At 53.2% G+C, this 12,442-nt stretch carries 15 protein-coding genes; 1 reads left to right on the top strand and 14 read right to left on the bottom strand.

All coding sequences use genetic code 11. From position 1 onward, the window contains the following. Positions 1–13: 13 nt before the first annotated feature. The 14 genes from D6024_RS02395 to D6024_RS02330 form a co-directional block, all read right to left on the bottom strand. Positions 14–604 carry an acyltransferase gene (locus tag D6024_RS02395; protein WP_121352615.1) on the bottom strand — a complete coding sequence of 197 codons (591 nt, stop codon included), beginning with the start codon at positions 602–604 and terminating at the stop codon, positions 14–16. A gap of 11 nt (positions 605–615) precedes the next feature. Continuing rightward, a complete protein-coding gene (locus D6024_RS02390) occupies positions 616–1,170 on the bottom strand; it encodes a TVP38/TMEM64 family protein (RefSeq protein WP_121352613.1) in 555 nt (184 codons plus the stop codon). After that, positions 1,167–1,604, bottom strand: a complete 438-nt coding sequence (gene paaI, locus D6024_RS02385) for a hydroxyphenylacetyl-CoA thioesterase PaaI (RefSeq protein WP_121352611.1) — start codon at positions 1,602–1,604, stop codon at positions 1,167–1,169. Before paaI ends, D6024_RS02390 begins: the two co-directional genes overlap by 4 nt. After that, positions 1,601–2,374, bottom strand: a complete 774-nt coding sequence (locus D6024_RS02380) for an enoyl-CoA hydratase-related protein (protein ID WP_121352610.1) — start codon at positions 2,372–2,374, stop codon at positions 1,601–1,603. Before D6024_RS02380 ends, paaI begins: the two co-directional genes overlap by 4 nt. Before the next feature lie 117 nt (positions 2,375–2,491). Continuing rightward, positions 2,492–4,051 (bottom strand): S10 family peptidase, encoded by a 1,560-nt coding sequence (locus tag D6024_RS02375; RefSeq protein ID WP_121352608.1) that lies wholly within the window; start codon positions 4,049–4,051, stop codon positions 2,492–2,494. Positions 4,052–4,112: 61 nt separating this feature from the next. Then, positions 4,113–4,631, bottom strand: a complete 519-nt coding sequence (gene paaD, locus D6024_RS02370) for a 1,2-phenylacetyl-CoA epoxidase subunit PaaD (protein WP_240409914.1) — start codon at positions 4,629–4,631, stop codon at positions 4,113–4,115. Positions 4,632–4,648: 17 nt separating this feature from the next. Beyond that, positions 4,649–5,428 (bottom strand): enoyl-CoA hydratase/isomerase family protein, encoded by a 780-nt coding sequence (locus D6024_RS02365; RefSeq protein WP_121352606.1) that lies wholly within the window; start codon positions 5,426–5,428, stop codon positions 4,649–4,651. Between the two features lie 45 nt (positions 5,429–5,473). Continuing rightward, complete coding sequence (locus tag D6024_RS27545; protein ID WP_394338449.1) at positions 5,474–5,563, bottom strand: hypothetical protein; 90 nt, start codon at positions 5,561–5,563, stop codon at positions 5,474–5,476. A 5-nt stretch (positions 5,564–5,568) separates the two neighbouring features. Then, a complete protein-coding gene (locus D6024_RS02360) occupies positions 5,569–5,856 on the bottom strand; it encodes a GxxExxY protein (RefSeq protein WP_262670684.1) in 288 nt (95 codons plus the stop codon). 17 nt (positions 5,857–5,873) lie between these two features. After that, positions 5,874–7,928 carry a phenylacetic acid degradation bifunctional protein PaaZ gene (gene paaZ / locus D6024_RS02355; protein ID WP_121352604.1) on the bottom strand — a complete coding sequence of 685 codons (2,055 nt, stop codon included), beginning with the start codon at positions 7,926–7,928 and terminating at the stop codon, positions 5,874–5,876. Beyond that, positions 7,915–8,412, bottom strand: a complete 498-nt coding sequence (locus D6024_RS02350; protein ID WP_121352602.1) for a DinB family protein — start codon at positions 8,410–8,412, stop codon at positions 7,915–7,917. Before D6024_RS02350 ends, paaZ begins: the two co-directional genes overlap by 14 nt. A gap of 393 nt (positions 8,413–8,805) precedes the next feature. Continuing rightward, positions 8,806–9,492, bottom strand: coding sequence for a LolA family protein (locus tag D6024_RS02340; RefSeq protein WP_121352598.1), 687 nt, complete (start codon positions 9,490–9,492; stop codon positions 8,806–8,808). A 9-nt stretch (positions 9,493–9,501) separates the two neighbouring features. Next, positions 9,502–10,341, bottom strand: a complete 840-nt coding sequence (locus tag D6024_RS02335) for an ABC transporter permease (RefSeq protein WP_121352596.1) — start codon at positions 10,339–10,341, stop codon at positions 9,502–9,504. Continuing rightward, positions 10,319–11,251: an ABC transporter ATP-binding protein gene (locus D6024_RS02330; RefSeq protein ID WP_121352594.1), complete on the bottom strand. Its 933-nt coding sequence runs from the start codon at positions 11,249–11,251 to the stop codon at positions 10,319–10,321. Before D6024_RS02330 ends, D6024_RS02335 begins: the two co-directional genes overlap by 23 nt. Before the next feature lie 105 nt (positions 11,252–11,356). Here D6024_RS02330 and D6024_RS02325 point away from each other — a divergent pair, with 105 nt between their 5' ends. Further along, positions 11,357–12,439: an ABC transporter permease gene (locus D6024_RS02325; protein WP_121352592.1), complete on the top strand. Its 1,083-nt coding sequence runs from the start codon at positions 11,357–11,359 to the stop codon at positions 12,437–12,439. Positions 12,440–12,442 lie beyond the last annotated feature (3 nt).

The following is a 12,442-nucleotide window of genomic DNA, read 5'->3' as shown; positions in this document are numbered from 1 at the left end:
TTCCTTGCCGCGTTCAGCCTTTTTTGAACGGTTGGTAACTGCCTGGCTCTAAAGGGGATTGTTCCCTTTCTTCCGGGAGCGGTTCGCAGGGAATCAAGGATTGGTGGCACTGCCGGGGTAGGGCCTGGTAAAGGCGGGTGCCTTCGGTTTTCCAGGCAATCATTTCATCGCTCACCTGGCGGATGATTTTGGACGGGTTACCTACTACCAGCGACCGCGGTGGAATTTTTTCGCCCTGCCGGATAAAACATAGCGCACCGACAATGCATTCATCACCCAGCACGGCTTCGTCCATGATCACGGCATTCATTCCTACCAGGCAGTTGCGGCCGATGGTAGCACCGTGAACAATGGCGCCGTGCCCGATATGAGCGCCTTCCTGCAACACGACGGTCACACCGGGAAACATGTGCACGGTGCAATTCTCCTGCACATTGCAGCCGTCTTCAATGACAATCTTGCCCCAGTCGCCGCGCAGCGCACAACCCGGCCCGATGTACACATCCTTGCCAATCACGACGTGCCCGGTAACAGTTGCCTGCGGATGAACAAACGAAGAAGGATGGACAACCGGCTTGATGCCGTTGAATTGGTAGAAGGCCATGATGCTGTTGTTTATTTTTTGGACGTGAATACCTGCCGGGCAACAAAGTAAAGAAGGATTAGGGCAACGACGGTGAGAATAACCTTGCCCTGCCAGCCAAAGGCCGTCACTTCGTAAACGGCGTAGCCCTCGAGCAAAAGGGCGGGAACCTTGCCCAGCGAACTGGCCACGAAAAATGTGGGTGCCGACACCCGCCCGATGGCGGCGGCAAAGGTCACAAGGCCGGATGGGACAAACGGAACCAGGCGCAGGGAAAAGATGAGCCAAAAGGCTTTTTTGTCTTCGGCTTCGAGGAGTGCTTTTACTTTTTTGTGTTTTTCCAGTTGGTGCGTCGCTTCTTTTTTAAACCCTTTCCGGTACAGGTAAAACGCCACCACGGCACCCAGCGCTTCTCCCAAAAACGAAACGAGTATCCCTTCCCAAAAGCCAAAAAAAAGCAGGTTGGCGGCCGTGACAAAAACACTGGGAACAAGACCCAGTACGGCAACCAAAATACTGATGGCAATGCTGGTCGCTAAAGCAAGATTCGGATACTGCCGGAAGAAATCGAGGAGTGCTTCTTTCATGCCGGCACGAGGGTTTTACCGGTACGGAAACAGGTGCCCTTGAAGAGCGCCACCTGTTCGCCTTCGCCGTTGCTTACAGTAATCAGGTAAAGGCCCGTGCTGCGGCCGTTGTGCAGTTCTTTTGCTTCGGCCGTCAGCACCTCGCCGGGATGGGTGGTCCTGGTGAATGTAATGCTGGTGTCGAGTGCCATTGATAAGTTGTTGCGGTTGTTGCAGGCAAAGGCAAAAGCACTGTCCGCCAGTGAAAAAACAATACCGCCGTGTGTCACACCGAACCCGTTGATCATTTCCTGCCGCAGGCCCAGTTGCAGCTTTGCATAGCCTTCCCGGATTTCCACGACGGCGATGCCCAACCACCGGCTGAACAGGTCGTCTTGCAGCATGCGGTCGACAACGTTTTTTGCCAGCCGGTCTTTTTCTTCCTGTGTACTCATTCGCCCCTGAAGTTTGGTTTTCGCTTCTCGAGGAAGGCCTGCACGCCTTCTTTGTAATCGGCTGTGCTGCCGGCACGGTGCTGAAAAATTTCTTCGTCGTGCAACTGGTCTTCGTAACTGTTCTCAAACGAATTGTCCAGCAACTGCTTGGTATAGGCGAGACCCTTTGTTGGCATATTCGCCAGTGTAAAGGCAATTTTTTTTGCTTCCTCCGGGAATGTTTCGTCCGGGAAATATTTGTAGATCATGCCCATTCTTTCGGCTTCCTCCGCACCCACCTTTTCTCCGAGCATCATCAGTGCCGATGCTTTTTGCCAGCCCACCAGGCGGGGTAAAAAATACGTGCCGCCGCTGTCGGGTATCAAACCGATTTTGGAAAAGGCCTGGATAAATCCGGCCGATTGTGCAGCCACCACAAGATCGCAGGCAAGGGCAATGTTGGCGCCGGCGCCGGCCGCTATGCCGTTGACCGCCGCTACCACCGGTTTTTCCAGCTTGCGTATCTGGGTAATGATCGGATTGTAATGTTCGCCAACAATCGATTCGATCCGTGGTCCATTCGGGTCTACGACTTCATCGAGATCCTGTCCCGAACAAAAAGCCCGCCCGCTACCCGTGAGGTAAACGCAGCGGATATCATTGCTTTTGCAGGCCTCGAGTTTTTCCTGCAGCAGCAAGGCCATCTCGCGGTTGAACGCATTGTATTTCTCCGGCCGGTTCAGGGTGATGAAGGCAATCGAATCGCTGGTTTCGAAACGGATGGAAGACATGTGTGTGGATTAAACGGCAAAGCTAACGCAATGCGTTTTGAAAAATTCCGGGACCGCAATGGAAAGCCCTTGCCTTTCTTCGGGTTGAACAAAGAGAAAGGCTTTGCTTTTACCGGTTTAAAACGGCCGGGTATATTTTGCGGCCTCACCGGGTTTGGGAAGGCTTTTGCGGATAAAGGCACGCAGGTCTTCCGTGCTGGTGGCCAGGTCTTCCTTGCGCAGGTACATCATGTGGCCGCTGCGGTAGCCTTTCCAGGTCAGGCGGGAGGCGAACCTGCCGCCGGGATCCATCTGCCACAGGTTGTATTTGGCATTGAAATAATCACAGGCACCGTCGTAATAGCCCGATTGCACCATTACGTTGAGATAGGGGTTTTCGGCCATGGCCTGGCGAAGGTTTTCTCCCGTGTGATCATTGGTGTTGTCCCATGGGCGAACAGGTCCAAAGACATAGTATTTTAAATCTGTTTTGTAATTGAGCTCGCCCCGCAGGTAGCTGTTCATGGCCGGCGCAAAGCTGTGTTCCCACGAGGCCAGTTCGGCATTGTAATCCGGTGCCACACCGCCATCGGCTTTGTCGATGCCCAAATACCGCGAGTCGAGGCGGCCAACCGTGTAGCCTTTGTCGCGGAGCAATTCTTTCCAGAACAGCGAAGGCGGGATCACCAGGTTGTTGCGCAGCACGGTCGTTTCCGGCAGGCCGGCGTAGCGGGCAATTTTGGCAGCGATCTCTTTTCGTTTTTGTCCATCGAGCGATGACCCTTTCGACAGGGTCGGGATCAGTTCCTCGATGGTGAATGATTCGACCTCGGGAAGGACTTCGGCCAGGTCTTTTTTCTGCAGGTCTGCCGGCAGGGCTTTGTGATACCAGGCGGTGGCCGCATAATATGGAAGGCTTAAGGCATTGCCAACCGGCCCTTCGCGATCGATGCCCAGCGTGGTGGGAGAAACCAGCACCACGCCGTTCAAAAACATCCACTGCGCATTCTGCAACTCCAGCGCAAGCCCGGAGACACGGGTGGTGCCATAGCTTTCGCCGATCAAAAATTTGGGGGAATTCCAGCGGTTGTTGCGACTTACAAATGTATTCAGCCAGTCGGCGAGGTACTTGATGTCGGCATTCACGCCAAAGAATTTTTCTTTGGGCCCGTCCTTGCCCAGCATGCGGGAAAAGCCGGTGTTGACCGGGTCGATATACACAATGTCCGCCATGTCGAGCAGGGAATTCGGGTTTTCTTTCACGCCATAGGGCTGCACGGGATAGCCTTCATCGTCGATGTTCAGGATGCGCGGACCGGTGTAGCCCAATTCCATCCAGAGTGATGGTGTGCCGGGGCCACCGTTGAACGAAATGAGCAGCGGACGGGCTTCGTGATCCCTGACGTCGGAGCGTTCGTAGTAGGTGTAAAAAACGCCGGCAACCGGCTTGCCGGTTTCATCCCAAACCGGTATGGTGCCGGCGACCGCTTTGTAGGGGATGCGTTGTCCTTTGATGGTGACGGTGTGCTCCGTGGTAACGGAACGGTCGGGGTTGAGAACATTCAGCGGACCCGTTTTTTCTTCCTTATCGGGTGGTGTCGCCGTTGTGCTTTTGTCTGTTGCCGGTGCGGACGACAATTGTGCATGGGCAGTGGCCAGCAGTGCGAAGGCCAACCATAAGCAGGCAGTTCTTTTCATGCAGAATTTTTTTGGTAAGATATTGCTTTCTTCCACACGAAAGCAACGGCGCATCTACCCGCTAGTGGCACTTGAAATAATCAAACGCTTCTTTGCAATCGAGGCAGCGGTACATGGCTTTGCAGGCCGTGGAGCTGAATTGTGAAATGAGCTCGGTATGATAGGAGTTGCAGTGCGGGCATTGAACGGCTTCTTCGCGAAACATCTCCGGTGTGCAGAACTGTTGCCGTGGATTGGGTGGCGCAATGCCAAAGGCTTTTAGTTTCTGTTTACCGCTTTCGGTCATCCAGTCGGTGGTCCAGGCCGGCGAAAGGCGTTGTTGGACGGAAATGTCGCGGTAGCCTTTTTCCAGCAGTTTCAGGCGGATGTCCATCGAGATCATATCCATGGCAGGACAGCCCGAGTACGTGGGGGTAATCACAACGGTGACTTTGCCCTTGTTATACGAGAGGTCCCTGACAATTCCGAGGTCAAGCACGGAAAGCACTGGCACTTCCGGGTCTTTCACCTCTTCCAGGATGTGCCAGAGCTTTTCTTCTTCGGTGAGCAATGTGTTGCTATGGTGTTCGCTTTCGTTCACGGCTGTCGATTGCCTTCTTAGGTCGTTGCTTTTGCCTTGAATTTTGCAATGGCTTCACGGGTAAAATGGCTGAGCACAAGGCGGCCGCTGATCTCTGCCCGCTTTGTCAGCAGGGCGTCCCAGTCTTCCGTGTCCTGCCAAAAGATTTTTTTCAGTTCGCTCATGGCTTCGGGGCTGGAATGTGCCAGTTGGTGAGAAAGCCGCCTCACCGATTCGTCCATGCTTTCAATGGTTGGATGGCATTCGGCAAACAGGCCTTTGCGCCGGGCCCAGTCGGCGTTGCGCCACATGGTGGCATCGATGGCCAGTTGCGAAAAAGCCGACATGCCGATCTTACGCTGTACAGCCGGGCCAACCACAAACGGGCCGATGCCGATCGCCAGTTCGCTCAGTTTGATTTCGGCGCCTTCCACTGCGATGGCGTAGTCCAGCGCCGCAGCGATGCCCACGCCGCCACCAACGCATTTGCCGTGAATGCGGCCGATCGTCAGCTTGGGACATTTGCGCATGGCGTTGATCACCTCGGCAAAGCCGCTAAAAAAATCATATCCTTTTTCTTTGGTTTCAATTGCGGTCAATTCATCAAAAGAAGCACCGGCACAAAACGCTTTTTCGCCGGCCGACCGCACCACCACCACCTTTGTTTCCCGGTCGATACCGGCCGTATGAATTTCGTTGGCCAGCGCCGTGAGCAGGCGGTGCGGCAGGGAATTGCTTTGCGGGTGAAAAAATTCAATCGTCGTAATGCCATTGTGTGTTTCCGAGGTCACATAACCGTTGATGAGATCTTTTGCCATAATAATGTTTTAGCTAAGAGATAAGGGTTAAAAGGAGAGAAAGAGTTAAACACCATCGTTGTTAAATACTCTGTGGAAACCATCTTTCATCCATTCTACATTAAAGTTCATTAAAATTCCATTTTTAAGTTTCATCAATTTCAGATAGGTTCTGCCTGTTTGAAATGGATGGGGCTTAGTTTTTCAACAGATTTTATTTCGATTACTAATTTGTCCTCCACCAACAGGTCAACCTTATAGGCATCTTCTATAAAGATTTCCTCGTATTCAATTGGCAATGCCAGTTGGCGCTCTACACGGATCTTCCTTTTTGCTAACTCGTAGTTCAAAGCCTCTTCATACACCCGTTCAAAACATCCAGGACCGATTTCTGTATGGATTTTTATACAAGCATCTAAAACAATGCCTGTCAATTCACTCATCTCCATAATTCGCTTTTGTCTCTTTACAATCCTCTTTCTCTCTTAGCCACCATGGTCAGTATCGTGGCGATGCCAACCGTTTCGCCGGTTTCGTCGAGCATTTCCACCAGCCACTTCACAATGCCACGCGGGATGTCGGTTTCTTCTTTTTGGTCCTGTGGAATTTTTTCCTTGCAGGTGAACCGGATGGACAGTTCGGTGCCGGGATAAACCGGTTTGGTAAAACGCAGTTCATCGATACCGTAGTTTAAAAGAACCGGACCGAGCTCGCTGCCGTCGACAAACAAACCGGCGGCTGCACTCAGGATGAAGTAGCCGTGTGCCACCTGTTTTTCAAACATGGTGCCGCTAAAATCCGTGTCTTTCCTGTGTGCGTAAAAATGGTCGCCACTGAGGTTGGCAAAGGCATCAATGTCTTCCGACGTGATAATGCGTTTCTCGGTGATGATCTGTTCTCCGATCTGCAAGTCCTCGAAATATTTGCGGAAGGGATGTGCGTTGGTTTGAAGTCCTTTTGCACCTTGTTGGTATTGCTGCGTGATGGCGGTGATCACGGTGGGTGAACCCTGGATCGCAACGCGTTGCATGTAGTGTTTAACGCCACGTACGCCGCCCATTTCCTCGCCGCCGCCGGCCCGGCCGGGACCACCGTGAATCAGCAGCGGGAGCGGCGAGCCATGACCCGTGCTTTCTTTGGCGTCGTCACGGTTCAGAACCAAAATCCGCCCGTGGTGGGTGGCGGCACCAACCACAAATTCGGTAGCCAGTTTGTTGTCATGGGTCACGATCGAACAGCACAACGAACCCTTGCCCCTTTTTGCCAGTTGCACCGCTTCGTCCAGGTCTTTATAAGGCATAAGGGTGCTCACAGGACCAAAGGCCTCGATGTCGTGCACCGCATCGCTTTGAAAAGGGTGTTCGCTCAGGAGCAGGAGGGGCGAAAGAAAAGCGCCTTTTTGTGCATCAGCGTCCACCACTTCCACACTGTCCAAAGAACCGTAAACCAGTTGGGCCGATGCAAGGAGCTTTTGCACGGCTCCTTTCACTTCGTCGCGCTGGCTTTTTCCGGCCAGTGCGCCCATGCGTACCTTGTCGTTCGCGGGGTTTCCAATGGTGGTTGCCGAAAGTGCCTGGCCAAGTGCAATGGCCACGTCTTCCAGCAACGGTTCGGGTACAAAAATCCGGCGGATGGCGGTACATTTTTGCCCGGCTTTTACCGTCATCTCCTTGCGAACCTCTTTGATAAAAATGTCCCACTCGGGCGAACCGGGTTCCACGTCGCGGCCCAGTACAATGGCGTTCAGCGAATCGGCCTCCATGTTAAAGGGGACACTCTCTTCCAAAATCCTTTGCTGCGATTTCAACATCAGTCCCGTTGATTTGGAACCCGTGAACGTAACCACGTCCTGTGCCGTGACGTGCGCCAGCATGTCGCCGGCGCTGCCGCAGAGAAGTTGCAGGGCGCCGTCGGGCAAAATACCGGACGCAATGATTTCTTTCACTACGGCTTCCGTCAGGTACGAGGTAATGCTGGCGGGCTTCACTACCGCCGGCACACCGGCCAGCCAGTTGACGGCGCATTTTTCGAGCATGCCCCAGACCGGGAAATTGTAGGCATTGATATGGACCGCTACGCCTTCCTTTGGTACCAGCAGGTGGTGTCCCATGAAGGACCCGCCTTTGCTCAGGCCAACCGGTTCGCCGTCGGTGCAGTAGGGCAGGTCGGGAAATTTGCGACGCAGCGAAGCATTGGCAAAAAGATTTCCAATGCCGCCTTCGATGTCGATCCAGCTATCGGCTTTGGTGGCGCCGGTGCGGTAGCTGATTGGGTAAAATTTTTCTTTCTGTGCCAGCAGGTGCAGGGCCAGTGCCCGCAGCATGCGTCCCCGTTCGTGGAAGGTCAGCTTGCGCAGGTTTTTGTTGCCGACTTCCCGGCCATACTGCAAAATGGAAGCAAAGTCCAGTCCTTTCGTGGTTGCAGCAGCAATCGTTTCACCGGTAACGGCGTCGTGTAACAGTTGCCCTTCACCATCACCGGTGATCCAGCGCCCTGTTACATAGTTTTCAAGTTTGTTCATTGTTTATTTCAGCATTAATCGTTAGACCGAATTGTTTGAGGTGATGCAAGGCGTGCTTGTAAAGAAGCTGGATATTCTGTTCGTAATTGAGGTCGCCAAAAAAAGGGTTGCGTGTGACCTGCAGGTTGTTCTTTTCAAAAACGGAAAAAAAATAATCGAGTTCCTCTTGCAGCTCTTTGAGGGCTTCGGCTTTGGAAGGGTTGCGCACGGGCGCCGGCACCTCGGGCATCAATGGGTTGACAGTATTTTCGCGGAACGGTTTTTCGCTTTGAAGAAAGTTGCGCATGTTGTCGAGTTGCTCTTCCGGCGTCAGTACTTCGGAATAGACAACTTTGCCGGATGCAATGCATACGCTGTCGGCAAAATGCTCAATCATCTGCTGCACGGTCATCTTGCCCCAGGCGGCCCTGGCTTCCGTAGGCAGTGAGGCCAGGAGTGGAATAAGACGGCTTTGCAAAAACTGCTCTTTTTCTTCCATCGTCATGATAAAGGGTTATACTGCAAATATAGGGCGACCCTGCCCCCGCGGCAGCGAAGGCTTTTTCCCTTGGATGTCCGTGGCGCCGATCATTGTACTGAACGTTGAAGAGTGCGACGCAACAGGTGTTCAATCGTTATTCTGTCGCTGGAAACATAAAATATATCGCTCCTGCGGAGCTTTATTTCACCTCTACGCTTTCTTTCTATTAACACGAGGCCCCTCCGGGGCAAAAGAAAAAGCCTTTGGCGAAGACGCCAAACGGCAGCAAAAGCCTCCATCCTAAAGTAAGATGAAGGCTTGAAGTATCGTACAAAAGCAAGGGTCTGTGCGGTTGTAAGCCCCTCCCTGGAGGGGTTTGGGGAGGCCACCACTCCCTCCTTTGGAGGCTGGCCATCGTTAGCGAAAATTTTTCTCGTCAACGCCTTTGTTGATGGCGTAGCTGGCATAGGTGATTTCTACCGTACCCTTTTTCGATTTTGCTTTTTCTTCCACCTTTTTTTCGCCGCCTTTCTCGTATTCGAACGTAATGCCCTTCGGGAGTTTGTAGTCTTTCGTGTTGAACGTAAAGACCACCTTGTCGGGCAATCCCCAGGCTGTGTAGGCGCCGTAGTTCAGCAGGATCTCGTAGGTGCCGCTTTCTTTGGTGGTCACAACTGCTTTGCGGATGACGGCTTCTTTTTCATCGACGTGCAACACCGAAAGCACTACGTCGCTGGCTTCATCGGTTGGGATCAGTTTGACCACTGTTGTTGCTACGCCATTCACCGTGGATGTACCGCCGGGAACCGTCTGGTAACTTCCGCCGGCCAGCAAGGCGTTGACGTTCACACTAACGCCGCCCTTCGGAAGAATGGAGATGCCGCCGGCTTTTTTTACTTTGAAGCGATCGGGTTTTTTGTAATAAACGGTCACCTTCGACGCCGGCGCATTGATAAAGGAAACATCCAGTTTCATCCGGCCTTCTGCCGTGTAGTCGTTCACCTTTTCCATCTTTGCCCGGACACGCTGCAGCAGCGCTTCTTCTTTTTGCGCCACGGCAACCGATGCGACAAACAAACCTGCGAAAAGCAATCCATACTTCATGATGATGATTTAGGATAAAACGTCTTTTTTTCGAAAAAAAGCGATGGCCAAAGAAACAAAGAGAACGATGTGCGCAAGCAGCACCAGCGCTGACTTTAACACTTCCCGCACATCTACAGGCCGGTCGAAAAAGCCCTTCCAGTTGAGCATGTGATTGGTGAAAAGAAAGGGCTTCAGCGCATTGAAGACCGGGATGTCCATCGTGGTTAAAATCGTTGCCACAATCACGACACTCATGGCGCCGATAATGGGCCCGATGGCGTTGTCGGCAAACACCGAAAACAGGAAGGCAAGCGAGGCAACCGTCATCATGGAAAGCGCTGCAAAGCCATAGGCGGCCGCATAGCGCCACAATACATCGCTTTTATCGAGAAGGATAAACATGTCGCTCTTTTGCACCATCAGGTCACTGACGCCAAACAGTGCTACCGAACCGAGCAGGCCAAGCACGGCCATGAACGTAAGCAGCAGGAGGGTGTAGATGGAAGACGCGATAAATTTGCTGAGCAGAAGCCTCGTGCGACTTATTGGTTTTGCCACCAGCAGGCGAAGGGTGCCCATGGCCGCTTCACCGGCAACGGCATCACCGGCGACAAGGCAAATCAGCAGCGGCACATGCACCAGCAGGGTATGGAGGATCAGGTAAAAAACAAAAAAGCCATTCAGCTTTTTGCCTTCAATATCGAAGGCCGCGTTGATGTTTTGCAGCATGAACTCCAGGTACGTTTCACCGTCGGCATACATGGCCAGTTGAATCAGGAGGATGATCAGGCCAATGGCGGCAAAGGCAATGTAGGTGCGGGGTTTTTTAAAGATTTTATAGAGTTCAATCCGTGTAAGCTGCCACATGCTGATTGGGCGTTGTGAGTGATAAAAAATAATCTTCCAGCGAATGTTTGGCCCGAAGCGAAAAAACCGCCACGCCGTTTTCCACCAGGAAGCGGTTGAGTGCCGGCACCTCATCGCGGTGCATTTGCAGCAGGATTCCTTCTGCAGCTTCCTGCAAAAAATGTTGCCACTGTGTTTGTGCCAGCAGTGTCTTTGTTGCTGCATTGTCGGCCGTGTCTAACAGGACCAGTGTTTCAGACGGGTGAAGCAATTCGGCCACTTTCCCCTCGGCTACCTTTTTTCCCCTGTCGATGATCAGCATCGAGTCGGCAACGACTTCGATTTCGCTGAGCAGGTGCGAAGAAACGAAGACGGTTTTGCCTTCCTCGCGGCTCAGTTGCAAAATCAGGTTGCGTACATCGGCAATGCCCTGCGGATCGAGGCCATTGGTTGGTTCGTCGAGAATGAGCAGTTGCGGGTTGTGGGCAAGGGCGCAGGCAATGCCCAGGCGTTGCTTCATGCCCTGCGAAAAGGTTTTCACTTTGCTGGCCGCCCGTTCTCCCAGGCCAACCCTTTCCAGGTGTTGGAGGAGGTCGGCTTTGGATAGCCGCACACCACTGAGACGGGAGAGGATGCCGATGTTTTCCAGCGCCGTGAGGTAGGTATAGAGGTCGGGCTTTTCGATGATGGCTCCCACCTGTTGCAGGATGGCTTTCCGGTGGTGGGTGAGTTCCTGTCCCAGGATGGAAATGCTTCCGGCTGTTGGCCGGATCAGTGTCAGCAGCATACGGATGGTGGTGGACTTGCCGGCACCGTTCTGTCCCAGGAAGCCATACACGTGGCCTTTGGCAACGGAAAACGAAAGCCCGTCCACCGCGGTGAGTTCCCCGAACTGTTTGGTCAGGCCGTTTACGTCGATGATGAAGGACATCCAAACAAATGTAGTACAGGATAAAAGCGGCGTCGTTCTTCGCTCTGCACACGACCGCCTTTGGGCACTTCGAAAGAGTAAACACGCAGGGGCTATATTTGTTTGATGAATGCGTCACCCACTTTCTGGCAGGCTTCCTGGCGCCGGCTGAAAAAAAACAAAGGAGCCATGGCCGGTTTGGTGATGATCTGGATCGCCGTGTTCATTGCTGTTTTTGGTTATTTTCTTTCGCCGGATCCCTCGCCGTTTGCCAACCGCATCATCCTCGAAATCGGCGGTGAAAAGCCGGGCTACCAACGGGAGTTTTTACTGGTGAAAAAAACAAGCGTTACCGAAGCCGGATTTTTCACCCGGCTCGTTTCCGGCAAACCGGATGCATACGATTATATCCCGCTCGCTTCCTGGCAACACGCCGGCGACAGCCTCGTTGCCCAGCGCTTTATTGATGAAGGCGTGACGGAACGCATTGCATTTGCAAAAACGGCATTGGCCCCTTCGCCGGTGATCGCCAAAACATTTTATCTCGGCACCGATAAATACGGCCGCGACATCCTGAGCCGCCTGATCATCGGCACAAGGGTCAGCCTGAGCGTGGGTTTGATTACCGTCCTGATCTCGCTGTCGGTGGGCATTTTCCTGGGCGCAGTGGCCGGCTATTTCCGCGGAAGGCTGGACGAAGCCGTCATGTGGCTGATCAACGTGATCTGGAGCATCCCCACCCTGCTGCTGGTCTTTGCCATCACGCTTTTGCTGGGCAAAGGATTTTGGCAGGTGTTCATTGCCGTGGGACTGACGATGTGGGTGAACGTGGCCCGCCTGGTGCGGGGGCAGGTCATGGTGACAAAAGAACTGCAATACGTGGAAGCCGCCAGGGCCCTTGGCTTCTCGCATTACCGCACGATCGTACGGCATATCCTTCCCAATATTTTCGGGCCGATCCTGGTTATCGCCGCCTCCAATTTTGCCTCCGCCATCGTGATCGAAGCAGGCTTGAGTTTTCTCGGCGTTGGCGTGCAGCCGCCACAGCCAAGCTGGGGACTGATGATTAAAGAAAACTACAACTTCATCATCACGCAAAACCCCATGCTGGCACTGGCGCCGGGCTTTGCCATCATGCTGCTGGTTCTTTCATTTAATCTCCTGGGAAACGGGTTGCGGGATGCGCTGAATGTGCGGGGCAGGCTGTGAGTA

The sequence above is a fragment of the Flavisolibacter nicotianae genome (assembly GCF_003628535.1).
GTDB lineage: Bacteria > Bacteroidota > Bacteroidia > Chitinophagales > Chitinophagaceae > Flavisolibacter > Flavisolibacter nicotianae.
The sequence above is the reverse complement of the archived record's forward strand: the minus strand, read 5'-3'. Positions and strand labels throughout refer to the sequence as shown.

Excerpts from the sequence above, each read along its gene's own strand:
- D6024_RS02395 (WP_121352615.1), bottom strand. The coding sequence starts at position 604 with ATGGCCTTCTACCAATTCAACGGCATCAAGCCGGTTGTCCATCCTTCT.
- D6024_RS02390 (WP_121352613.1), bottom strand. The coding sequence starts at position 1,170 with ATGAAAGAAGCACTCCTCGATTTCTTCCGGCAGTATCCGAATCTTGCT.
- paaI (WP_121352611.1), bottom strand. The coding sequence starts at position 1,604 with ATGAGTACACAGGAAGAAAAAGACCGGCTGGCAAAAAACGTTGTCGAC.
- D6024_RS02380 (WP_121352610.1), bottom strand. The coding sequence starts at position 2,374 with ATGTCTTCCATCCGTTTCGAAACCAGCGATTCGATTGCCTTCATCACC.
- D6024_RS02375 (WP_121352608.1), bottom strand. The coding sequence starts at position 4,051 with ATGAAAAGAACTGCCTGCTTATGGTTGGCCTTCGCACTGCTGGCCACT.
- D6024_RS02365 (WP_121352606.1), bottom strand. The coding sequence starts at position 5,428 with ATGGCAAAAGATCTCATCAACGGTTATGTGACCTCGGAAACACACAAT.
- D6024_RS27545 (WP_394338449.1), bottom strand. The coding sequence starts at position 5,563 with ATGAAACTTAAAAATGGAATTTTAATGAACTTTAATGTAGAATGGATG.
- D6024_RS02360 (WP_262670684.1), bottom strand. The coding sequence starts at position 5,856 with ATGGAGATGAGTGAATTGACAGGCATTGTTTTAGATGCTTGTATAAAA.
- paaZ (WP_121352604.1), bottom strand. The coding sequence starts at position 7,928 with ATGAACAAACTTGAAAACTATGTAACAGGGCGCTGGATCACCGGTGAT.
- D6024_RS02350 (WP_121352602.1), bottom strand. The coding sequence starts at position 8,412 with ATGACGATGGAAGAAAAAGAGCAGTTTTTGCAAAGCCGTCTTATTCCA.
- D6024_RS02340 (WP_121352598.1), bottom strand. The coding sequence starts at position 9,492 with ATGAAGTATGGATTGCTTTTCGCAGGTTTGTTTGTCGCATCGGTTGCC.
- D6024_RS02335 (WP_121352596.1), bottom strand. The coding sequence starts at position 10,341 with ATGTGGCAGCTTACACGGATTGAACTCTATAAAATCTTTAAAAAACCC.
- D6024_RS02330 (WP_121352594.1), bottom strand. The coding sequence starts at position 11,251 with ATGTCCTTCATCATCGACGTAAACGGCCTGACCAAACAGTTCGGGGAA.
- D6024_RS02325 (WP_121352592.1), top strand. The coding sequence starts at position 11,357 with ATGAATGCGTCACCCACTTTCTGGCAGGCTTCCTGGCGCCGGCTGAAA.